The organism is Bradyrhizobium sp. SZCCHNRI3052, from assembly GCF_032484895.1.
Taxonomy (GTDB): Bacteria; Pseudomonadota; Alphaproteobacteria; order Rhizobiales; family Xanthobacteraceae; genus Bradyrhizobium.
The window spans coordinates 1-23,581 of record NZ_JAUETW010000010.1 but is presented as its reverse complement, the minus strand read 5'-3'; the positions used below and the strand labels follow the sequence as shown (position 1 = coordinate 23,581).

9 protein-coding genes are annotated in these 23,581 nt (G+C 62.3%); 6 read left to right on the top strand and 3 right to left on the bottom strand.

The annotated features are described in order from the left end of the window. The first annotated feature begins 6 nt into the window (after positions 1-6). The 5 genes from QW887_RS24390 to QW887_RS24370 all read left to right on the top strand — a co-directional run bounded on the left by QW887_RS24390 (position 7) and on the right by QW887_RS24370 (position 16,636). A complete protein-coding gene (locus QW887_RS24390) occupies positions 7-10,548 on the top strand; it encodes a LysM peptidoglycan-binding domain-containing protein (protein WP_316195181.1) in 10,542 nt (3,513 codons plus the stop codon). A 563-nt stretch (positions 10,549-11,111) separates the two neighbouring features. Then, complete coding sequence (locus QW887_RS24385; protein WP_316186273.1) at positions 11,112-12,875, top strand: ATP-dependent nuclease; 1,764 nt, start codon at positions 11,112-11,114, stop codon at positions 12,873-12,875. Further along, positions 12,872-14,392, top strand: coding sequence for a UvrD-helicase domain-containing protein (locus tag QW887_RS24380; RefSeq protein WP_316195179.1), 1,521 nt, complete (start codon positions 12,872-12,874; stop codon positions 14,390-14,392). Before QW887_RS24385 ends, QW887_RS24380 begins: the two co-directional genes overlap by 4 nt. Positions 14,393-14,612: 220 nt before the next feature. Continuing rightward, a complete protein-coding gene (locus tag QW887_RS24375; RefSeq protein ID WP_316186271.1) occupies positions 14,613-14,855 on the top strand; it encodes a hypothetical protein in 243 nt (80 codons plus the stop codon). Then, positions 14,852-16,636, top strand: coding sequence for a tyrosinase family protein (locus QW887_RS24370; protein ID WP_316186270.1), 1,785 nt, complete (start codon positions 14,852-14,854; stop codon positions 16,634-16,636). The genes QW887_RS24375 and QW887_RS24370 overlap by 4 nt, the downstream gene beginning before the upstream one ends. An 84-nt stretch (positions 16,637-16,720) precedes the next feature. Here the strand turns inward: QW887_RS24370 and QW887_RS24365 are convergent, their stop codons facing one another. Genes QW887_RS24365 through QW887_RS24355 form a run of 3 tightly spaced genes read right to left on the bottom strand, consistent with a single transcriptional unit; the run spans position 16,721 to position 21,183 of the window. Beyond that, entirely contained in the window at positions 16,721-18,670 is a 1,950-nt protein-coding gene (locus tag QW887_RS24365; protein ID WP_316186269.1) for a caspase domain-containing protein, read from the bottom strand. Continuing rightward, entirely contained in the window at positions 18,637-19,782 is a 1,146-nt protein-coding gene (locus QW887_RS24360) for a trypsin-like serine protease (protein ID WP_316186268.1), read from the bottom strand. The genes QW887_RS24365 and QW887_RS24360 overlap by 34 nt, the downstream gene beginning before the upstream one ends. 57 nt (positions 19,783-19,839) lie before the next feature. Then, on the bottom strand, positions 19,840-21,183 hold the full coding sequence (locus tag QW887_RS24355) for a hypothetical protein (protein WP_316195176.1): 1,344 nt from the start codon (positions 21,181-21,183) through the stop codon (positions 19,840-19,842). 261 nt (positions 21,184-21,444) lie between these two features. Here QW887_RS24355 and QW887_RS24350 point away from each other — a divergent pair, with 261 nt between their 5' ends. Further along, a complete protein-coding gene (locus tag QW887_RS24350) occupies positions 21,445-22,572 on the top strand; it encodes a hypothetical protein (RefSeq protein WP_316186266.1) in 1,128 nt (375 codons plus the stop codon). Positions 22,573-23,581: the final 1,009 nt, after the last annotated feature.

The window sequence follows — 23,581 nt, the reverse complement described above, 5'->3', positions numbered from 1 at the left end:
CGGCTGATGAGCGCTATCGACAATCTCCGCGCCGCTGTCGAAGCCGCCGCCGGCGACACCGCCTTCGCGCTCGATGCCGCCTTCCTGACGGCGGGCCTCGCCGATCCCGCCGTGAAGGTCCCCGCCGACTACGACGCCTGGCTGAGCCAGGCCTTCTTCCTCAAGGCCGCGGCCGACTTCAAGGTGACGGTGGCAAAATCCGATGTCGGGCCCGTCGAAGGGACGGCGTTCACGGTGCAGTCGGCGACGATCCCGTTCATCGGCGCCGCGACCCCGCTGGCCGCGAAGGCCACGCTTGTGTTCACCGTGGACGGCGACCAACTGATCGTGCAGGCCGAGGCGACGCCGTCGAACTGGACCTGGACCAGCAGCTTCGCCTTCATGGGCGGCTTCCCGTTCAATCAGTTCGGCACCCTGAAGAACGTCAGCTTCGTGTTCTCGACGGCGACCGGCACCTACCCGTATGGCGACTCCGCGGGGCGTGCCGTGAGCGGCGGCGCGGTGCAGAATTTCGTTGCCAAGGTCGCTCTGCCGGATGTCGCCAAGCCGTTCCTGCTGCTGTTTCCCGGCCTCAACGCGCCGACCGGCGATCTGCTGCTGAGCGGCGCGCTCAACATGGGCATCTTCAACGGCGAGACGGTGCTGTTCCCGCCGGGGCAGTTGCGGGCCGCGATCCAGGACGGCACGTTCAAGCTCGCATCGCAGTTCACGGTCAGGGATCCGAGCCTGGCTCTGACCATTCCCGCGCCCGATGGCGCCGATGAGGTCGACGGCGTGCTGGTGCTGGCCGATCCCGCCGATCCGGATGCCGGAGATCAGGCGCCGACGCTCGCGATCTCCTCGCAGTTCGACGTCGGCAGCACCGGCTCCTATCAGCTCGACGTCGAGATCACACCCGGCGCCGATGCCAACTATTCGGTGGCACTTGCCGTCGTCGAAGGCGGCGCGCCGCTGACGCCAGCCACGGTGATCGAGGTGATGGGCGGCAATGGCGGCTATCTCGCCGCGACTCCCGATGTGCTGCAGCAGTTCCTCGCCTTTGTCGGTCTCAACGGCTTCTCGATCGCCGGCACGCTCGGCCGCTCGCCGACGATCACGGCGGTCTCGATCGAGATCGGCAGCTCGAAGGATACGAGCTGGCAGATCCTGCCGCCGACCGGGGTGCTCGACTTCAAGATCACGAGCTTCGCGCTGCAATGGTCGATGGCCTATCCGTTCGACGGCACCAAGCGGCAACAGACCTACGACTTCACGACCGAATTCGTACTGGCGCCGAGCGTCTTCAAGGGGCCCGACGGCGAGGGCGACGGCGTGTTCACCGTCCAGTTCACCTCCGCGAAGCAGTTCTTCGCATCCTTCGCCGGGACCGCGAAGCTGAGCGACTTCCTGACGGCACTGTCCGGCGGTGCCGTCGTGCTCGACGTCGAGAATGTCGGCGATTTCGAACTTGGCGACATCGCGGTCGCGGTCGACTACGGCGCGCAGAGCTTTCAGTTCGACGCCGGCTTCAGCCTCACGCTCAATCTGCTCAAGATCAACAACCAGCCGATCCTTGCCGTGCGAGAGGGGACGGTCTCGATCGCGGCGCAGACTCCGACGCAGACGCCAGACGGGGGCAATGCGACGACGCTGCTGCGGGCGGCGCCGCTGCCGATGCTCCGGACCTCGCGAGGGGGCGCGCTGCAAACCGCCTCGCAGACGCAATGGAAGTCGAGCGTCGGAGGCTTCCTCGATGTCGGCCCGTTGCACACCAAGGTCAGCGTGACCTATGACGGGTTCGAAACGCCGAAGCGGTGGGACCTCGCCGCCTCGCTGGAGGAACCGCTCGAGGTCTCGGACCTGATCAACCAGTTCTTTTCGCCCGGCAGCGCCTACGGTTTCCCGAGCTTCCTGCCCGGCGACCTCATCATCTCCGAATTCGCGATCACCGCGACCATTCCGGCCGAGCAGGGCGAGCTGAAGACGAGCTACGACATCACCGTCGGCTTCAGCTGGACGTTCGCCTTCGGCGATCAGACCGTCGGCATCGATCCGGCGCGGCTCGGCGTCAGCTATGACGGCCAGAAGCCGGCCCAGCAGCAGTTCTCCGGCTTCGCGCAAGGCACCTGGATCTACTCGGCGATCAACCTCAAGCTCACGATGGGCTATGAGTTCAAGACGACGGAGGCGGGCTCCAACAACATTCTGTTCGTCGAGTGGGAGGGTTTTCGAGCGGATTGGGAGAGCGGCAAGGAGCTGGTCACGTTCAGCCTCAAGGGCTGGAGCATCGGCTCGCTGGTGCAGGCGCTGGTGCGTACGCTCGGCAATCCTTACTTCACGCTGGATTCGCCATGGGACCTGCTCAACCAGATCTCGCTCGATGCGCTGCGTGTCAACGTCTCGCTCAAGAGCGGCGAGAGCTTCTCGCAGCGCCTGTCGGCCAGCTACGAGCTGTCGAGCCCGATCAATCTCGGCTTCATCAGCATCACCGCGCTGACCTTCCGTCGCGGCACCGACGGAAAGGTGACGCTCGCCATCGAGGGCTCGAGCCCACTGGTCGCCGACGATCCGGCGTTCAAGAATCTGCTCGATCCCGCCAAGGGGCAGGACGTGCAGAACCTGCCGTCGGTGCCCGGCCGGGGCGAGGAATGGTTCAAGCTCTTCCTGCTGGTGCTTGGGCAGCGCATCGGCATCACCGGCCATTCCAGCTTCAACAGTACCAAGGAGGTGATCTGCGCACTGCAGTCTGTCCCCAGCACGACGGGCAAGATGAATCCGGTCGATCCCAATGCGGACGACGGCGGGACGCCCGGACTGCCCTATTACGACCAGTCCAACAACTGGCTCATTGCCGGGCATCTCGGCCTGATGAAGGTGGCCGGCGCCTGGTCGATCGATGCCATGCTGGTGTTCAATGACCCGAATCTCTACGGCCTGCGGCTGGCACTCGCCGGCGAGAAGATGGGCGGGCTCGCCAACCTCGTCGTCGACATCCTCTACAAGAAGATCACCGACGACATCGGCGTCTACCAGATCGACTTCACCTTCCCGGACATCATCCGCAACCTCAATTTCGGTGCGGTGTCGATCACGCTGCCGCAGCTCGGGATCAAGGTCTACACCAACGGCGATTTCTTCATCGACATCGGCTTCCCGTACAATCTCGATTTCCGTCGCTCCTTCTCGATCTCGGTGATCGTGTACGGCGTGCCGGTGCTGGGCGCGGGCGGCTTCTACATCGGAAAACTGTCTAACGCGACCTCGACCAAGATCCCGAAGACCAACCTCGGCACTTTCGATCCGGTCATCGAGTTCGGCATCGGGTTGCAGCTCGGCCTGGGCTACAATTTCGAGAAGGGGCCGCTGAAGGCGGGCTTTGCGCTCACCGTCTTCGGCATCGTCGAAGGCGTCGTGGCGCCGTGGCATCCCTATGACCCCGCGCGCACGCTGGCATCGCGCGCCAGCAGCAGCGCGCTGCAGAGCGACTATTATTTCAAGCTGTCGGGAACGGTCGGCATCATTGGCCTGCTGTACGGCAGCGTCGATTTCGCGATCATTTCAGCCTCGGTCAATGTCAAGATCGTGCTGTCGATCCAGCTCACCTATGAGAGCTATCGCGAGATTCCGGTGGTCGCCAACGCGAGCGTGACGATCAGCCTCAAGGTCAAGATCAATCTCGGTCTGTTCTCGATCTCCATCAGCCTGTCGTTCTCGGCCCAGGTGTCTGCGACCTTCGTGATCGGACAGACCAGCACGGCGCCATGGGAGATTCAGGGGGCACGCGCCGACGCGCTGCTGATGCAGCGGGCTCACGCGCGCGGACCGGACGCGGCCATGCGGCTGGCGCGCAGCTTGAAGCCGCGACCGAAGCGGCTCGGGCCCGCTACCGCTCGCCGGATGGGCCTTGCCGCCGCAGATGGCAACAAGCCGAAGCTGTCGCTGATGGCGGGCGCGCAGTACACCGTGCTTGCTCCGGAGGCAGCCACAGACGCAGCCTCGAACCAGGGGGCATTCGTGCTCCTGCTCGCAATGGACGCGCCGGATGCCGCGGCGAGCGCGCCGTCCGCCACCAAGACGTCCTTCGACGTGCTGGCCGAGGTCTACTTCCCCTGGATCATCGACGCACTGGGGAACGAGAGCGGGGATGCGGCCGAGCTCGCCGAGACGCTGGCCATGTCGGTGACGCTCACCCAGCTCGAGGCCTATGTCGCGCGTCTCGCTGACACGGCCGATCCGTTCCTGTCGATCAAGGGCCTGCTGCAGTTCCTGGCCGACGGCTTCACGCTCGACATCTTCAATCCGGCGACGGCGCAATCGTCGGGGCTGAAGACCAAGCTCGATGCCGGTTCGGTGCTGTTTCCGGTGTTCGACGGATTGAAGCTGCAGGTCCCCGGCATGTCCGGTGGCCAGACCTCGCCGATCGCGTTCGAGACCTACACCACGGCCACGCCCGGCTACGCGACCGCGGTCAGCAAAATATTCGCGCAGGTCGCCGCGAACATCGAGGCCCAGAACAAGGAAACGCGCCGGCTTGCCGCGGAGACCGATACGAGCTCGGCGGAGTCGATGGCGGCCCTGGTGTTCGTCGACACCTTCACGCTGATCGCGCGCCAACTGCTCCAGGCCGCGGCCGACGCGCTGCAGAGCTATGCCTATCCGCTGACCCCGACGAGCAGCATCGGTGCTATTCTCGATGAGCTCAACGGGATCGCCGGCAACGCCTTGACGATTGCGGATATCGTACAGCCCAACGTCGACCATGCCTTGGGGGCCGGGCTGTCGCTGCATATCGACGGCCTCGAATATGTGGTGCAGAGCGGGGACACCCTGCAGGGCATCGCCGGCCGCTATTCCGATGCGGCGTTGCCGCCGCGCTGGACCACGACGCCAGACCGCCTGATCGTGTCCAACCGGGCCCGTCACATGCTGCAGGGCGGCGTCGTCCTGCTGCTCACCAACAGCCATGGCCAGGAGCAGATCTGTGTGACGCGGCAGGGCGACAGCTTCGACGACATCGCGCTGCAGCTCGGCGCGATCTCGATCGATGCGCTCGCTGCACAGAGCGTGCTCTACGGCGTCGCCGGCCTGCTGCAGCCGACCTTGCCGCTCGCGATCTGGCCGATCGCCTACAGGACCGCAGGGACGTCCGGCCCGTCATCCGATACCTTGTCGACGATCGCGAGCCTGTTCCAGACCACTGCGGTTGCGGTGGCGGACGCCAATCGCGGCGTCGCCGGCCTGTTCTCGGTGCAGGCGGAGCGCGGCCTGCTCACGGTCGGCAATCTTCAGGCCCTGTCGGTCGGCGCGTTGTGGTCGGCCATCGCGGCCACGGGCCAGGTCGGGCAGACCGCCGGCATGGTTTCGCGCTTCCTGGTCTATGGGTTGCGGCTGCCGGTCCGAGATGGACTGACCCTGTCGCCTGCGTTCCTCTATCCGAGGACGCAATCGGGCTACGGCGTCTATCAGCTCACCGGCCAGCAATTCCCGACGCCCAGTTCTGCCACGAGCTACAAGGTCGGCTTCGAACGCGAGACTCAGAGCCACGGCGTCCCGCTCGATTTCATCTTGCTGAACGACACCATCGACCTCAGCATGGACGTCGATCTGAGCCAGGCCTATGCCGCGCTGAACGTCGTCGTCAGCTGGGCCAGGGCGCCGGGCAATTTCGTCCCGAGCCCGACGTTTGCGGCGCTGCCGCTCGCCGTGCGTCAGCCGCGGCCGTTTACCGCCAGCGGCTACGCGCGCTGGTCGAGCGGATCCGTCGCGAGCCTGTTGGCCCTGACGAACCGCAGCGGCGTGGCCGCGGTGGCCGATGCCGGCGCGCAGGTGCAGCCCACGCTGTGGAGCCTGCCGCCGGCGCAGACCAATCTGGTCGCCACGCGGGAGCAGTCGATCCGCGCGGTCATGCCGGATCTCCGCTCGACCTTCGCGCTGCTGCCGAAGTTCCAGCCGCAGACCGGGCGCAGCAATCCCGCGACCGGACGCACCGACTATGCGGACCTGGGGCGCTGGGCCTGGTGCACGCGGCTCGATATTGAGATCAAGCGTCTGCCGGACGCGGCGGCGCTGGCTGCTCAGGGCACCGGCGCAGGCGATCTGCCGAGCGGTCCGGCATCGGCGCCGTCGCTGCCGTTCGTCTATGAGCTCGTCGGACCCAGCTCGGAGGACGCGGTGCGGCTGCAGCGCATCCTGACCGCCATGGATGCGCTGGGCGAAGGCATCGCCTCCGCCGTCTTCCTGCTCTACAACCAGTCCGGACCCGGCGCGCCGATGCTGGTGACGCCTGCGGACGCCGACTTCCTCGCCTTTATCACCCAGACCAACCTGTCGACCGAGACCAATCCTGCGGCGGCGCTGCGCCTGATGCTGAGCGCCGAGGACGCTCCGCCGCGCGGCATTGCCAATTCGCCGGCGCAGTTCATCCGCCTGATGTGGGAGCTCAGCACGGTCCGCAGCGGCGGCTACTATCTCTACTACGAGAACGTCGAAAGCGAGGAAGGCCTGCCGGCGGCCGTCTTCGATTCCTCCGGCTCTGGCATCGTGACAATGGTCGTGACGTTCGCGGCGCAGGGCAGCGAGTCCTTCGGCACCACGCTTCCCGACTTCGTCAACGCCTTCGTGACGACCGACGCTGTCGATCCGCAGAGCGATCTGGTACAGACGGTGTCGCTCGCCTCGACCGCCCAGACGGCACCGGTTGCGGCGGGAGCATCGCTCGATGCGCTCGCGGCGATCTACGGCCCCGGGCCCGGGCGGATCGCCGAGGTCAACGCGACCAAGCCGCTCGCCGCGGGCGCGCTGGTGCCGATCGTGGGCGCGGTGCGCCAACTGACCGACGCGGATCTGGTTCGCGGCACCGGGGGGGCCATCGACGCGCAGGCCACGCTCGACAAGCTCGCCAAACTGTTCTCAGCCGGTGCAGTCCATCCCATCACCGGCCAGGACATCGCCGCCTTCAATCCACAAGTCGCTGTTGCGCTGGCCGCCGTGTTCTACATCCCGCCGCTGGCCTATCAGGTCAGTTCCTCGGCCGCGCCCGGGATGAGCTTTGCCAGCATGGCCTCCTATTACGGGTTGGATGTCGACCTGATCGCCCGTGGCGCCAGCGCAGCGCCCGGGCTGTTCCCGGTCAATGCCGTGCTCGATCTCGATCCGCAGCTGTTCTCCCTGCGCGACCAGTTGCCACCGCAGAACATCGGGTTCTCGTTGACGCGCGACAATCTCGGCCTGCCGCCGGACGATCCAGCGGCGCCGGACTTTGCCAAGAAGACGATGTATCAGCTCTACACCTCGCTGGCCGCGGGGCTCGCGGGCAACGTCTTCTACAAGGCTACTCCGCTGGGCATGCCGTTCGGTCCCCAGGACCATGACGACGATGAGTCCAGTGCGTTCGAGAGCCATGCGCGCTCGGCGCGGACGCGCGGCGACCGCCTAGCGCAGGTTGCGATCGCTGATCTCGACTATCGCCAGTCGATCGGCATTGGTGCGCAGTTCGCGCTGGTCAACGCCGCGCCGGACCCGTCTGATCCGGATCTGCCGCCGAAGGCGGCCAATCCCTATCTCGGCGTCGGCACCATGGCGCAGGTCGCGCTGCAATGGCGCGACATCTTCGGCAACACCACGGTGACACCGTTCGAGGCGCCGCCGCAAGGGTACCGCGGCGCGCTCAACGGGGCTGCGGTGTCGATGCTGTACCGCGATGAGCTGATCGGGCTGGGGTCCTGGATCAATACCAATGCCAGCTACAGCTATGACGCGGCGGGCGGTGCCGCGTTCAAGCTTGCATTGTCCCTCAACGCCGCCGCCTATGCCGGGCCGGACGGTGCGGCGCGGGCCGCCGACGATCTCTCGCTCTACACCCGGATCTACTATCAGCTGCATCAGGATTATTCCGCCGATGTCGCCGTTCCCGTGCCGGGTGTCTCCGGTAACGCGGTGGCGATGCGGCTGTCGAATTCGCTGATGGCAAAGCCCGATGTGGATCTTGGCGATGCGCAGGCGGACATCATTCGCGGCTATGTGCGCGCGTGCGTGCTGTATCTGAAGCTCGTGACGCGCGGCCAGGCGCCCGCAGCTCCGGCTGTGAGCTTGTCGCTTCCGGTCGACGTCAACGCGATCGCCGCCGGCAACATCCTCGAGCTCGATGTCACGCTCACGTTCAGCCGCAATCTGCTGCTGGTCGATCCGGCGGTGGCGGCGCTGCAGGGCGGCACCGGCGTGGCCGCGGCGATCCTGCCGCGCGCCGACGGCGACGGCAATGTATCCTACACGGAGTTCAGCAAGGTCGTCGAAACGGTCTTCGTCACCGCCGACTGGTATCTCAAGGTCGGGCAGGGCCTGTCCCGCGACGGCGAGGATGCGGCCGACGGCGCTCAGCAGCTCTGGGCCGTCCGCTTCGGCAAGGCGGCCGGGCAGGGCATCCATTTCAAGCTGGGCACGTCACCGAGCTATTTCGCGCCGAAGCCGATCGCCAAGGCGCTTGCCAGCGGCGATGCGACGATCACGCGCTATGACAGCGGCGACACCGACACGCTGCATCTCGACGGTGTCGATCTGAACCAGTGGTTCCAGAGCGCGCTGGATGCCATCGATCAGTTCCTGTCGGCCGACTACGCGCCGCACGCGTTCATCCTCGACCGGATCGACGGCGTGACCGATCCGCTCAAGGACGGTTCGCTGGGAAGCGTGCTGTCGACCAAGGAATCGCTGGCCGATACGATCAGCCTGAAGACGCTGCCGGTGCTGTCGACCAGCGCGGGCGATCCTTCAACCGGATTCGCCGCCAGCGAGAAGCTGCGCCAGCAGCTGCTCAATCAGCTTGGCGCAGCCTATCGGGCAGGTGCGGCCGTCGTGTTCGGAGTGACCGAGGTGACCGGCGGAGGCGATAGCAACCCGGCCGGTCCGCCGAACCTCTACGGTCAGCCGGGCGGCAGCATCAAGGGCGCCGCGGACAATCAGAATTTCACGCTGACGCCGACGCGCATCCCGCTCGGCGAAGTCTACGATCCCGCCAGCAAGACCTGGTACGATCCGCGGCTGGCCTTCGTGTTCGCCACCAAGAACGTCGTCGACCAGGCCTATGTGCCGCTCGAGCTCACGCTCTCGCTCACTCATCTCGAATTCGAGCGGCGCACCGTCCCCGGAATCGACGGCTATGTCGATTCGCGATGGCTCGCCTTCGTCAACGGGCCGTTCAGCTATCCGCTGGGGACGCAGGTCACCAACATTCCCGTGGTCAACCGCGATCTGCCGACGCCGCCGACGGTCTCCGCGCAGCAGGCGCGGCAGCTCACCGGCGAGGGCACGACCGATCCATCGAAGCTGAATGCCTGGGGTTATTCGTTCGACTACCTCTATCAGCAGGCGGCAGCCGACGCAGTGTCCTGCACGATGGAGTTCAACCGGCCGACCGAGCCGACGCTGCGCGGCTCGGCCAGGTTGAGCGGCGAGCCCGACCTGTTCACCGCGCTCGCGCAATTCGTCACCAACTATCCGGCGATCCTGCGCGACCTCAACCAGTATCTGGTCGGCATCGATGGCGCCGAGCCGGATCCGGCCACGCTGGCTGCCGCGCGCAAGGCGACCGCCGCCTTTGCGCTGGAGACCAGGCAGATCGCGGATGCCTATGCGCGGGAGACGGTCGGGCCTGCAAGGCTGGCGGTCGCACCGGCGCATGTGATCGTGAAGTTTCTGTCGACGCTCGACAGCACCAGCGACGGGCACGCGCGCACCAATCTCGTCAACATCACCATCGATGGAACGGCGGCGAGCTGGAATGCAGCGGCCAACACGATCTCGAACGGCACGACCACGCTTCCGGCGCCCGCGATCGCGATTGCACCCGAGCTCTATACGCCCCAGGCCGTGCCTCCGGCAGAGCTGCCCGTCGGCGTGCAGATCGCCTACGTCTATGCGCGTCAGGTCGACGGCAAGACGGTTTATCTCGGCGAAGAGGAGGCACGTGGGTTGCCGGCCCGAACCGTTTCGATCGCTCCGCTCGACGTGCTGCTATACCAGAGCGGCTGGGCGTCGGTGTTCGTGCAGCGCAATCTCGCGCTGTTCCCGCTGGCAGATCTCAAGACCACCAGCACCAACCCGGCGTTCCTGTTCCAGACGCCGGAGGTGCGGTTCGCGTCCACAGTGGTTCCGCAGCTGAACTACACGGCGTTCTCGCTCGACGCGATGTCGGGGGCGACCGGTGACCTCGACGCGCGCCTGACGACGTTCTTCGCGGGGCTCTATGCCGGCGGCAATGGCGGCACCAGCGACGAGGTCGCGATGCAGGGCATGTACAGCTACGAGATCGTGGCCGGCCAGCCGGCGATCCCGCGCGTACGGCTGCCGATCAACCTGCTGACGCCGACCCCGTCAGCGGTCGATCCGGGCGTGAAGCCGCCCTTCGTGGCCCCGTTCGCGCAGATGATCGATACGTGGCGGGCGACGACGAAGCCAACGACGTCGGGCCGTGCCCGCGTCGAGATCGAGCTGAAGGTCTTCGGTGGCGTCGGCGATGCGACGCAGCCGTTGATCCAGGTCGGCCGGCTCACTCACGAGGTCACAACCGCTTGAGGCCGTGTCGGTCCCGGCATCGCAACTGCGGCCGCCGTGGGAGGTCATCTGGACAGGCCCAGCCCGCAGAGTCGGATCGCACCGGCTCAGGGCGCCGGAGTTGGGCTGGTCAAAGGCTCTGGCGCGCTCGGAGAGATTCGAACTAAAGTCCTAACATATTGCTGTATCTGCATTATTTCGCATTGATTTCGTTCGAGGGTCAACTTAGTGGACAGGTCGTTGATCCCGCGGTTATCAACAGCTTGTTGCCTCAGGCTATCGCCGTGAGATTCCGACCGGCCCCATCAGGCGGGGTTCTTCGCAACCAAACGCCGTTCGCAGCCGACGCAGAACAGCTGCAGGCCAGACCGGATGGCATATCCCCGATGTGCAACAGGGTGCTATCGGCGCATGCGGCGACCAAAGCGCCGCCATCCTCGGTGCAGTCGAAAAGTTGGTCGAGCCGTACGGTTGTCAGTGTGCGCAACTTGGCGGGGGCTAATGCTCGAGACAACTCCCTGAAGCTTTGCGCCTTATCGCGAACAGCTTAAGATTGTTGAGAAGTGTCAGGATTTGGATCGGGCATGGCGAATCAACCGCGCATCAAAAGCCTTGCGATCAGGAGGTTTCGGGGCATCGAGATTCTGGATTGGCGTCCAAGTGCCGGTATCAATGTTCTGCTTGGTGGTGGGGATTCTGGCAAGAGCACGGTGCTTCACGCCATCGCCCTGCTTTTCAGTCCGACCAACGCCGTCCAGGTGTTCGAGACCGATTATTACAATCGATCGACCGACGATGGGTTCTCCATCGAAGCCGTAGTGGACATCCCGCCTGAGGTGGGGATTGCAGACTTTTCTTCGCTGTGGCCGTGGGAATGGGATGGCAGCGCGGCGGTTCTGCCCGACCCGGAGGCGGAAAAGGAGCCAAATCACCCGGTCTTTCGATTCCGCGTCCGCGGGACTGAAGACCTCGAATTGGTGTGGGAGCTGGTGCAGCCGAATGCTGAAATTGCCGCCTTTTCCACTGGTTTGCGCCGCCGGATCGGTGTCCTGCGCCTGGCGAACGATGACCGGAACGATCGCGATCTCAGGCTGGTCACGGGTTCTGCCCTTGATCGATTGCTGTCCAAGGGGAATCTCAAATCGCGGCTCAACAAACAGGTTGCCGAAACCAATCTTTCGGCTGCGCTGCTCAAGGAAGAAACAAAGGCTTTAGAGGATCTGGGCTCCGCGTTTGAGAGGGCCGGGCTGCCGCACGACCTCGAGCTCGGGCTGACCAGCAGCCAGGGACTTTCGATTGGAGCGCTCATCGGACTTCTGGCAGACAGGGCCGGGGTAAAGCTGCCCCTGGCCAGTTGGGGCGCTGGTACGCGACGTATGTCCGCATTGGAGGTGGCGGGCGTTACGGAAGCGTCATCACGGCTGACAGTTATCGACGAGATCGAACGCGGGCTGGAGCCTTATCGGCTTCGGCAACTCATTGCCAAAATGGTCAAGGATGACGGTCAATGTTTCGTCACGACCCACAGCCCCGTCGCGATCAAGGCGGCAACCAAGGCCGCACTCTGGTTCATCGATGCAAAAGGAGCGATCGGCGAGTTGCCAGCTATTGCCATCGTTCAGCAGCAAGCGCGTGATCCCGAGACGTTCCTCGCGAAGCTGCCTGTCATAGCAGAGGGGGTGACAGAGGTTGGCTTCCTGCGGTTCCTGCTGCGGAATGCTTTCGTCGCCGTGCCTGAAGATCATGGCATTCGCATATGCGACGGCGGTGGCAACGAAGCCATGCTTGGCTTGTTGGTGGCGCTGCGGGACGCGGGATTCATGCTGGGGGCCTTCTGCGACAACGAGGGCAAGTCGATCGGTCGATGGAAAAGCGTGAGTAAGGCACTTGGGCCAAGGTGCTTCCAGTGGCACACCGGTTGTCTCGAAGCAAATGTCATCGCACACGTGGACGACGCGAAATTGTTCTCGCTTGCCCGCAATTCCGAAGGAGCCTCAGGTGAGAGGTTGCGGACTTTGGCGGATCGCCTCGGTCTGCAATCTAAAGATGAAGCCAGCATCCTGGCGGCGTGCGGCCCGCCTGAAGAGCGCTTCGCGAAGCTTCGCTCGCTCGTCGTTGCCGCCGCGACCGGCAGTAAGGAAGGGGCGCCGGACGTCGACACGGCAAAGGATTGGGCCAAACACAGCCGGCACTGGTTCAAATCTGAAGAGGGCGGCTACGAGCTGGGTCTGAAAATGGTGGAACTGAGCGTCTGGCCAAAACTTGAGCCGGAGCTGCTTCCGTTCGTCAACGCGCTACGTGCCGCGCTTGGACAGCCTGCGCTAGCTCCGGGACGGCTCAAGCTGTGAGCGACGCGACCGTCGCTGAGCTGCTGCGATCCGATCTACCACTGGTGACTGTGGAGGCGGCTGCAGGGTGCGGCAAAACCCACCAGGGAGCCCAGTTTGCGACTGATGCCGCCCCGCACCTCGGCGTCGGGCGCGTCCTGATCCTGACACATACGCATGCCGCTCGGTCTGTCTTTGCGCAGCGGACGAAAACCGTATCTGGTAGAGTCGCGATCAGGACGATCGACAGCTTTCTGACTGAGATCGCAAGTATCTATCATCGAGCCATCGATCTTCCCGTTGATGTCGGAACGTGGGCGCGCGAAAACGATCGATACGACGAGGTGGCCAGCCGGTCTCGTCACCTTCTGGAAGGCTCCTCCCTGGTCGCCGAAGCGGCAGCACAGCGCTATCCTGTTATTCTCTGTGATGAGCATCAAGATGCGAGCTCGGATCAGCACCAGGCTATTATGGCGATACACAAAGCGGGGGCTCGCCTTCGCGTTTTCGGCGATCCAATGCAGGTGATCTTTGGCGGCAACGATGCAGGTATCCGAGCAACGCTCGGACGTTGGGAGGATCTCAAGGGCAGAGGCGCATCGGGAGAGCTCCTCACGCCACACCGTTGGTCGAGCTCGTCCGAACTTGGAGCGTGGATCTTGGCGGCACGCAAGGCGCTGAAGGATGGAGGGAGGGTTGATTTGACAGGGCAATTGCCAAAGGGCCTGTCGGTTCATTTCGCCGAGAACTGCGCGCGCGTTCCACACAAGTCGTTCAGCATGACGAGCGCGCACAGGAAGCCGATTGACCATCTCGTACGCCGCAGCGGTCAACTGCTCGTCTTGACCGAAAGCAATGATCGAGTAGGGCATCTCAACGCATTTTTTGACCGCTCGATGAGAATTTGGGAAGGGCACCGGCGCGAAAACCTGGCTCGCCTTATCACATGCATTCGACAGAGTGCCGGTGACGTCGATGCGATCGTTGACGGATTTCTAGGGTTCGTAGAGGCGACAGGAAAGGGCTTTACTCTGCACTCCCACGGAGACCGGCTGAAGAAGGAGGTGAAGGAGCGCTGTTCGAAAGCAACGCGGGGCGTGATGCCGGGCCATCTCCAATCCGTCGCGAGGCTCTTGATCGCAGAGCCGGATCATTGCGGCGTCGCCCAAGCGCTTTCCTATTTGTTTGACGTGGTGGATCGAGGGGTAACCGGCTTCAGCGAGGTCGAATTGGACCTGAAGAGCGAGATCCGTGATGCCATTCGTCTTGGCCAGTTCCCGTCGGTCGACGCTGGGTTTGCGGAAATCACTCGGCGAAGGACTTTTTCGCATCCCCAACCGCCGCGTAGATGCTTGAGCACGATTCACAAGTCCAAGGGCCTTGAGTGCGATAACGCGCTGATGTTGCTCTGCGATCGCGGCGCTTTCTCGGACACGCTGTACAAACGGCGATTGTTCTATGTGGGCATGAGTCGTGCCAAGAAAGAACTGACTCTCGTACTTTCCAGGGATAATCCGTCGCCTCTGCTGAAGTTCTAAACGGTCTTGCTCGGCAAGGTCGCTGCAGCAGACTTCGCATGCGGGGCATAATGAGGCCCGAATCTAATCCACCACCCGGCCTTTCATTTAGCGCCGGGGAGCTCTTGAACTCTGGCAGCGAGACTGGGGGATCTCCGGCATTGCCTTGCTGGCGATTGCCCGCAGGTCGCCGACCATGCCGACCGTGGGCTCGATCACGGACAGGTTCTGAGTCTCGCGTTTGGCCCACTTCGAGCAGGCCGCGCTCAGCGGACAGACGGCTGGAAACCTGTTCCTCGACTTGCTCCCGGTCCTTGGCCGGCTGTTCCCGTTCAACTCGCAAGGTCTCCGTGTTGCGCGGCACCTCGGCGTCTTCGCTGGCCAACTGCTCTTGAAAGCGTTGGCGCGCCTCGACGAGAAGGGGCGCCGCGAGCTACCGGTCAGGCGAGTAAAGGAACGCAATATCGCGGCGCTTGGCAGATGATAGTTGCATTGACACTCTGTAACAACTTTGAAATGATGAAGTCGGATATTGCCTTTACCCGTTGCTCTTCGACCCATTCCAGGTGCGACATGATTGTAAGTCGCCGAACCTCCCTGAAACTTGCCGGTACCGCTCTGGTCGGTCTTGTGGCTCTGCCAGTGAGAGCAGGCGACCTCACCACAGACAAGATCCCGCCGCGCATTCCGCTCGACGAGTTTGTGAAGGATCACCAGCTCCTTGACGCGCTTCGCCGGGGCGTACGGGCCATGAAGGCGCGGAAGCCGTCGGACCCGCTAAGCTGGTTCTTTCAGGCAGCCATCCATGGCGTCACGATCGAGCTGATTCAGAACGCCGCCGCAGGCGATCCGAACCTGATCAATGTCGATCAGAAAAAATTCTGGAATCAATGCCCGCACTTCGGTCAGGCATCCGCAAATTTCCTGCCGTGGCACCGTGCCTATACCCACTATTTCGAGCGCATTCTGCGAGCGCACACGGGGGAACCGCGGTTCGCGCTGCCGTATTGGGATTATTTTAGGCCCGAGAACTACAGGTTTCCACGGGAGTTCGGCGTCAGGAAACTTGACCAGCCGCTCGACGGGGACAGCACAAATCCACTCTACCACCAGGAACGCAACATCTACTTCACCGACTGGGAGCATTGGTCGGGAAACAATCTGCCCTATTCTCAGCTCACACCGGAGGCCGTCGATTGGTCGCTGGCGCGAGACGCCACCATCTTCTTTGGTCAGACTGAAAGAGAAGGGCTCGCCGGCGGGATTGCGGACGAGGATGCGAGCACGCGCGGTCGCCTGGAGAGTTTTCCCCATGATCCGATCCATCGTCTTGTTGGCGGCCTCATACCCCGCCCTCCTTTACCCAACCCCGCCGATCCCGCCAATCCGATTCCGCAGGAGCCGATCGCTGGCGGCATGGCGTTCCCTCCGACAGCCGGCTTCGATCCGATCTTCTGCGTGCATCATTCCAATCTGGACCGATTGTGGGCCGAGTGGTCGCTGATGCCTGGCAAGAGCTGGGGTCATTTTCCGCCGCAGGATTGGTTCGACGATCAACCCTGGCACTTCTACGACGTTGTTCTGGACAACGGGCAACTCAAAGCCGTCGAAGTTAGCCGATCGCGGAAGGAGTATTTCGATTATCGGGCTCTCGGCATTTCCTTCAAATCGGAAGATTTGACTAAGACGCCGCTGCAACTGCCCGATCCAACTCCTGCTCCTCCGGCCGCTTTAGCGAGTCTGATGACGTCGCTTGCCAGGATCGATGGCTTCACGGCGGTCAATGGTCTTATGCCGGAGCGCTTTGCGGTGAACTCAGTCGCAGACCGGCTTCGCACGCCGTTTGCTGCGGCGCGAACCACGGCGATTGCTGTCGGTCCGCCGAAGCGGTTCCTGATGCGGATCAATGGCATCGACTTGAACAACGTCGCATCGACCGGCTTCGATGTGCATCTCGTGGGCGATACGTCCACTAAGCCGGAACGAAGTGATGCAAGCTTTCTCGGGTCGATCGCCCTTTTCCGGCATGACGGTCAGCAAGCGGTCGCCGCCGGCCCGCACGTAGGCCATGGGAAAAATATCCGCAACGCCTCCGATACTTTCGACATCACCGGCGCGCTTGCCGCATCGGGGCAGGCGGATCCGTCGAAGCTCCACGTCGTGATTGTGCCGTACAGCCTGGCGGCTACCGTCAGCGATCAGAAGTCGATTGTCGAAACGAATGCACTGAGGTTCGACAGCATCGAATTCCTGGTGAGCGGTTGAGATTGCGGACCTATTAACAGACATGAAAAGCGCTCCAACGATCGTCCGCCAGGACCAGCTCGGGTAACGGATACGCTCCCAATGTCATTCCTTTAAGAACTTCGTCGTGCCTTCGTAGATGTCGAGTTTCTGCTTGGTTCCGACGGTGACCCTAGCTGGGCTGAGAGACTCGATGGTTAATCCCTCGAACGACAGGGGCGAGGACCCCACGACCTTGATCAGCGCCTCGTCGGCCTGCAGCGTCGCGACCTCGATGGGCGCCTGATCAGGTGTCGGCGTAACGATCTGACCATAAGTGACCCCTGCCTTGGCGAGCTCAGCCACGACCCGCAACATGCGGAGCGAGCCAAGTCGGAGACGATCCAGATAATTTCTCTCGCGTACGTCGTTTGTCGGCAACAGAATGAAAACAAGCTTCGCGGTTGGCTTCAGCGTCTTCTTGATGGCACTGCCCAGCTTCGCAGGCTCAACGATTTCTGCGGCTCCGGGAAGAAATCGGACCACAACCTGATCCTTGGTATCGACTAGCCTTGCCGTATCACCGTCAATGGGTGTGAAGTAGATATCGGATTTCGAAGCAGGCTTTTGCACCTTCGACGACGAGACGAACCCGCTGTCGAGCTGTATCGGAAACTTGGAGATCGTCGTGAACGTTCCTGCCTGGGTCACATCGATCGGCAACGCTACGGAGTTCGTCGTCAGCCAGGTCCCGGGCTTGGCGCGATCCTCGGAGACATAATTGGGAGGCGCTCCGGCCGCCGATATGCGTATCGACGTCTTTGCAATGTGCGCGAGGGGAGGGAGCGTAACGGGGGCCGATGCTTCCTTCAGCGACAGAATATCGGGGCAGGGCGAGCCCTTGTCTTTCATCGTCTGCAGCAGCTTGTCGAGACGCTGTTCGAGCTGAGCCACGGTCGTTTGCGCGCCCGCGGGGTCCGAGGCCGCCTTCCAATCGTCCTTGATTTGAAGTACCATCCGGCAAGCGATCGCAACGGCTGCCGGTCCACTTTCGACCATCGCTTCGAGCGCGATCACGGCTCCCATCACCGAGTCCAGATTTGCGGCCGTGGCGCCATCGAAGATCTGGATTTTCCTCCAATCGTCGGGAAAGGCGACCAAGTTCGGAAACTGCTGATATGTCTTGCCGTCGATCTGAAGGCCATCCGCAAGCTTCTTTCCGACGAAATCGTTGAGCAACTGTTCGGCGGATACCCCCGGCTGGCTTGGGGTCTGATCCAGGAAGACTTTGGCATAGAGGCCGTTAGGCTGTGACGGCAAATCGGCAGCATAGTCGTTCGGGGAGGTCGAGTAGTGCACGAGCAAGCCGGGCACCTTGGAGATCGGCAAATACCCGTCGAGCGGCTTTTCGTTCAGGGCGCGGCGCCCATCGGCGTCGACTATAGACAGTTGAGATCGGCACATGTCGAGAATGGCAATAACCGGTGCGCCCCTCGAACTCAGGCCAGCCAGGATCGACGACTGGCTCAGCGATCCCTGTCTCAGGGATTCCTTCGAATCGTCCTCGGCGCCGTCGCCAACGCTGAACGACTCCGCGCCCATCGCATAACCGTGACCGGCGAAGTAGTAAAACGTCAGCGCATTGATGGAGTCACGCACCGTCGTCGAGGCTGTGATGACCCTGTCGTGGAACTTCGCCGAGACATTAAGAAAGCACGCTACCTTGAACTTCAGCCTGAGCATCAACGCGGCGATCGCAGTCGCGTCCTTGACTGCGTTTGTCAGCTTGGGAACCGCATAGAGAGATCGTCCCAACGCGCCGTTAGGCTGTTGGCGGTCCGGGTAGTCGTTGCCTATCACAATGGCAAGGCGTCGCGCACTGCCGCCTGGTGCAGCGTCGATCATCTTCTTTATGTTAGGGACGGTCGCCTCCTGGCCCATGACATCTCTGCAGAGGAACGCATCCCCGGCTGCGGGCGCATCTGCCCTGGTGGGCAGTGAAGTTAGGTGTAATGCGATCAGAACGCCGGCGAGCAGCCACGTCAGTGTTCGGCGGCGGCCGCGCTTCTGACCCATGACAGTATCTCCGAGGTGAGGGACGTATAGATGGCGCCTTCGCCGCAGCCAGATCCGGTCGATCTGGAAGTGATGCCGACAAGGGCCGCGCGCTTCTGGGATGTTCCCTGCTGGTCGACGAGCATGTATCCTCCGCCGCCGCTATCACCAAAACAGGGGCCGACCGGCCGTGGATCGACTGTCAAAATCTCGCGTCCTGAAGCACATCCGTAGAGTTCGCCATCCGGTATTCCATCAATGCTTCCGCTGCAATCGGGGCTCAGGATCGGCGAGACCGCCAGCGTCTTCTGCTTGGGATCCTGAAGCAGGATCGGTCGCTCCGCACTGGACGACGTGAAGCCGAACCCGACGACCAAGATATTCCTGTTACCAGCTGAAAATTGCTGTTGAGCAAACCCGTCCTCTGGAAGCGCAACCGCCTGTGCGACCTCTCTCGGCACATCAACTGCCAGGTTGACCACTGCGATGTCACGTCCGGCCAGGGAGACCGATGAGTCCGCCCTCGTCACTCCATTCCCAAGGCACTTGACGCCGTCATGGCCCTTCTGCCGAGCGACCGCCGCCCTGTAGTTCCTGACATCTCCCATTTTCGGGCCGAACACCACGTATTCGATCGTACCGAGACATAGACAGTGCGCCGCCGTCAGGACCGTGTGTTGGTCGCCGGCCAGGACGCCGGAGCAAAAGTCCTGCGTTGGCGAGCTGTAGATCAGCGAGACTTCGGCGAGGCAGCGGGGATTGGTGACCGGTTCACCGCCGATCACGCGCACGTCCATCGCCGAGCAACCCGCGATATCAAACGATGAGAGCGGGTGATCGGCCATTGTTTCCAACCACATCGAGTATCGCCGGTCGCGGTCGATCTGCTTTGTAGAGACGACGTTGTTCTCCAGCGGTTTGTCCCTGCCGGTGACGGTGCGATTGGGATCGTAGTCGTTCGAACCGTTACGAAGCGCAATCCCTGCCTCGTATATTTTCTGCCGAAGCGCCGCTGAATACTCCGCCGAACCAGGAGCCCCGGAGAGCGTCGCGGCACCGCGAATGCGCTTGCCAATATCCCACGGTTGGCTCTGAGCCCACGCCGGCGCGGTCAAAGTCGAGGCGATCAGCACGGCGGTTGCGGTGACCCTTGGAGGTTTCATTAACAAGCCCGCGACGGAGTTGTAGGTTCAATGCGACGCGACAGTCTGATTCTGGATCAGGCGGTTCTGCTCGCCGGCATTCGGCCCCAAAGCGATATTTAGAACATGAGTTCGTTGGCCCGCTGCGGCGAACGTCGAGGCTCCCGATGGCGAGGGCCCCTTCCACTGCAGCAACGTCCAGTTCGGCGTCGCGCTCGCGCCGTAAGTCAAGACGAACGAAACCGAATGCAGCAAGGAATCGAGCGGCGGATCAATTCGCTTCAATCCAGCGAGGATCTTGTTTGCTTCCGTCTCGAGATCGTTGACATATTGTTGCTGTGCAACGGCTTCGTTCTTCTTGTCTTCCGTGGGAACGACCTGTTGCTCCGGAACCTGGTCCGGCTTAGGGGTAGCGTAAAGAACGACCTCGTACTCTTTTTGCACCTCATCCGTGCGTTGTTTGGCAATAGCGGCACCAGAGGCCGCCTCGGCCGCGTAGACCTTCAACGAAGCGACATTGCTATTGATCTGCCGCTTGATGTCGGACTCGAGCACGGGCCAGGACGCGTAGACGGCCCGGTTGATCTGTGCCGGATATGCCGCGATCCTCTTGGCAGCCGCCGCTGATGCGTCGGCGGCGGCTCGCGCCGCCGCGCTCGCGGCCTTCAGCCGATCGATCGCCTCGGCGTAAGTCATCTTGCCACCACCGGCGAACGGCGCGCCGGCCTTGCCGGGCCCCGGAGCGGAGCTCGGCTTGACTGTGCTCACGGGGCTCGGGTGATAGCCCGCATGCAAGGCGAAGACATCCGGCCCAACCGGGGCAAGCGCCGAGGCGATCCACTCCTGCAGGCCCAGATTGCCTGTCAGGCCGCCTCCGTCGGCTCCGATGCAAACCCGCTCCTCCGGATGCTCTTGCTCGTATTTCGCCACGCGCGAGCGCCAGCGCTTGAGCTCCTTCAAGGACAGCGTAAAGCTGATGACTTCGGCGCGAACCGCCTGTTCGCCGAGATTTGCGCCCGCGCCGAAGGTGAAGAACTGGTTCACCGCAGAAATCGAATTGCTTGTGAGACTTGTCGATCCAGCGCCGTAGTTGAACGCGTTCTTGTAGAAATGCGTGTAGGTAACGCCGGGCGCTATGCCACCAGCATTATTCGCTTGCAACGTGAGATCAACTTTCGCCGTCCAATCGGCCAACCAGCGGTACCGAGGCGTATCGATGAGGTCGTCGAAGGCATCCGCGACCTCGCAGCGTACCCTCGTGACGACTTTATTCATCAGTACATCGCTCTGGGTAGTCCCAGTGGCTTCTTCGAGCTGTGGGACAGTCGAGCAGCCGGTGAGAAGAGCGAACAATGGAATGAAAAAACGAACACGCAATGAAAAACTACGCATGCAACTCCCCCCCGAAGAGCACGCAAAACCCGAAAAGGTTGTAGTCCAAATTTTATTCTAGCTGCCAGAATTGACTCTGTCGACAGAATTTCGATCTTGGGAAAGTGGATACGAACTCATTTTTGTGGAATGCGCCCCCCGCGGTGTGAACTCCAGCGGTCGCCCAGCTCGAGACCGCTCTCCGCCTTTTCCGTGGCTCAGGTGGGCGTCCGTCGTATATGGCATTGGTTGGGTCGGCTGACCGACGCACAAGGGGGGCAAATGCCTGCAACTGCCTTTTCAGCGAAATTCGGTCGCGAACTGGACGTCGACCAGCTTGCCGTGTTGATAACGGGCCTACAGCCGACGTCGGAACGTGACGGGGCAGAGCTTCTCGGCTCATTTGGCGAGGCGATCCGCGCTGACATTCAATGCTCTTCGTGCGGCAAGCTCGGCGCTCGCGTCCTTCGCTCAGCAAAGTCGCGTGCATCAAGAGCCTTTCTGCGGCAAGCCCATTTCAGGTTCGTCGATCCCGATGGCGGCGATGCCCACCACCCGTTCTGCGAATTCTATGGCGATGATGAGAATCGATCGTCGCAAGCGAGCCTCCTCGACTTCGGCTCGGAAAAAAGCACAGAGACCAGGGCCGTGAGGGTCCTCGTGTGCAAAGGCATTGAGCAAGGCTTGTTTGATCAGCGGCGCATCCGGGCCATGCGCCGGTGGTTTTTCGATGTCAAGTCCGCAAGCCGTTTTACGCTGACAACGACGCGAGAGGCACTTTCTTGGACGCGAGCGCTCCACCGTCATCCCAGCTACCAGCGTTGGCGATTCCACCCAGCTCAGGCGGACATGCCCGCATTTAATTGGAAAGCCGCCGCTAAATATCAGTTTACTGAAGATAACCTGCATTTGTTCGATCTAATAAAAGGTGTCAAGATCGACGATGGGATTTGTCGCCAAGCCGGGGAGCTGCTTCGTAAGCACTATCAGCGCGAGGTCTTCGACCCGACGATACTCCAGTCCAACTACGATGCGGCGGTCTCGCTCTCGGGATTTGTCGCAAGGAATAGCGGCATCGATTTTGGTAGGGTCCGTCCAGAATATTTCAGGCTTAAAGGACCGCCGACTGCATTGCGTGCCCTATGCGCCCTACTGTTGTTCGTCTCGAATTGGGATATCGACGCCGCTATCACGGCCTTCGCCAGGTTGGTGTTGGCGCCGTCGCCGAGTGATCTCGCGCTCGGCAACGTTATCGGCCTAAACCCATTTCACGAGTATGCGGCCTGGCGGCTCGTCATCGTCTCCGCGCAAGTGGCTGCCGAAAGCCCCAACGGATTGGACTACGGTCATCAGCTTGCCCAGGCTGAGGCAGCGCTGCGTCAACAGCATCGGCGGTGGAAAGAGCGGTAGTCGTACACTGCCTTCGGGGCAGAAGCGGGCACGGGGGAGAAAGAGCCGTATTTCGCGCAGGGTGGTCATCCGGAAGTTGGCGGCGGAGCGGCTCTGGTCCGCTTTGGGCCAGCAAGCGATCCTGGGTGCTCAGCCCGATATGACAAAGCGCGTCAATTTAGGAGGCCGGAAATAGTCTATGCTTCGTGAAGTGCTGCGCGACCTTCTTCATTTGTCGATCTTTGCAGATTTCGCTTGCGCTGCTGTACTCGTCCTTTTTGGAACTCAGCAGAATCTCGTTAGCAGCGATGAGAATTTGGATCGCGAGAGCCGTACCTAGCTGTGTCTTAAGAGAGTACTACGGTTTGTGGTGTCGATCAATTCGCCTAGCCGTTGCTTTCTAGTACTGGGAACAGAGGTACTCCGGGTGATGGCTGAGTTTACTGATCCGCAGTCCTACGAACTGGGCATAACGGAGGCTCATTCGAAACACATAGGGATAGGTCGGGGATTCCGCCGGTCTCCGCTCGGAACTCCGGCGTAAGTTCAAGCGGAGTTGAAGTCGGGAGTGGGTTGGCCGCGCCGCCGCGCTCACAAGATCCATAGACGTCGGTGCGGCAAAGGGCTGGGCCAGCCGGAGGCCGGTCAAGGCCGGCCAGACGCTTCGCCGGTCGCCCCGAAGGCGAGCCTTGACTGGGCTCGGGTGGCTCTGTAGCGGCCTTCCATGCGCCTATGGCCGGGTATGTCCCAATTCTGCGAGCCAGTTCGCTAAGCTGCGATTGGTGCCATTCGGAACATTGGTCTCTTTGGTCTTTCTTCCTCGAGCAACACTATGGGTGTGAGAGCAGTGCCGTGCTGCGATAAGTGAGTACAAAGACTTACGACCGCCGGTTCTACGCCGCGGAGAGGCGCTTTTATCTTGCCGTCGAACCCGCTCTTGTAACCGTCCGGTCTCTGCACACCTTCCCCCTCGTGTGTTGTCGTTCCATTTCGAGTTCTCTGCTGCTGTGGAGAATCTCCGGTGGGATCC

Bases quoted from the DNA above. Each gene is read 5' to 3' on its own strand.
- QW887_RS24390 (WP_316195181.1), top strand. From the start codon at position 7: ATGAGCGCTATCGACAATCTCCGCGCCGCTGTCGAAGCCGCCGCCGGC.
- QW887_RS24385 (WP_316186273.1), top strand. From the start codon at position 11,112: ATGGCGAATCAACCGCGCATCAAAAGCCTTGCGATCAGGAGGTTTCGG.
- QW887_RS24370 (WP_316186270.1), top strand. From the start codon at position 14,852: ATGATAGTTGCATTGACACTCTGTAACAACTTTGAAATGATGAAGTCG.
- QW887_RS24365 (WP_316186269.1), bottom strand. From the start codon at position 18,670: ATGGGTCAGAAGCGCGGCCGCCGCCGAACACTGACGTGGCTGCTCGCC.
- QW887_RS24355 (WP_316195176.1), bottom strand. From the start codon at position 21,183: ATGCGTAGTTTTTCATTGCGTGTTCGTTTTTTCATTCCATTGTTCGCT.
- QW887_RS24350 (WP_316186266.1), top strand. From the start codon at position 21,445: ATGCCTGCAACTGCCTTTTCAGCGAAATTCGGTCGCGAACTGGACGTC.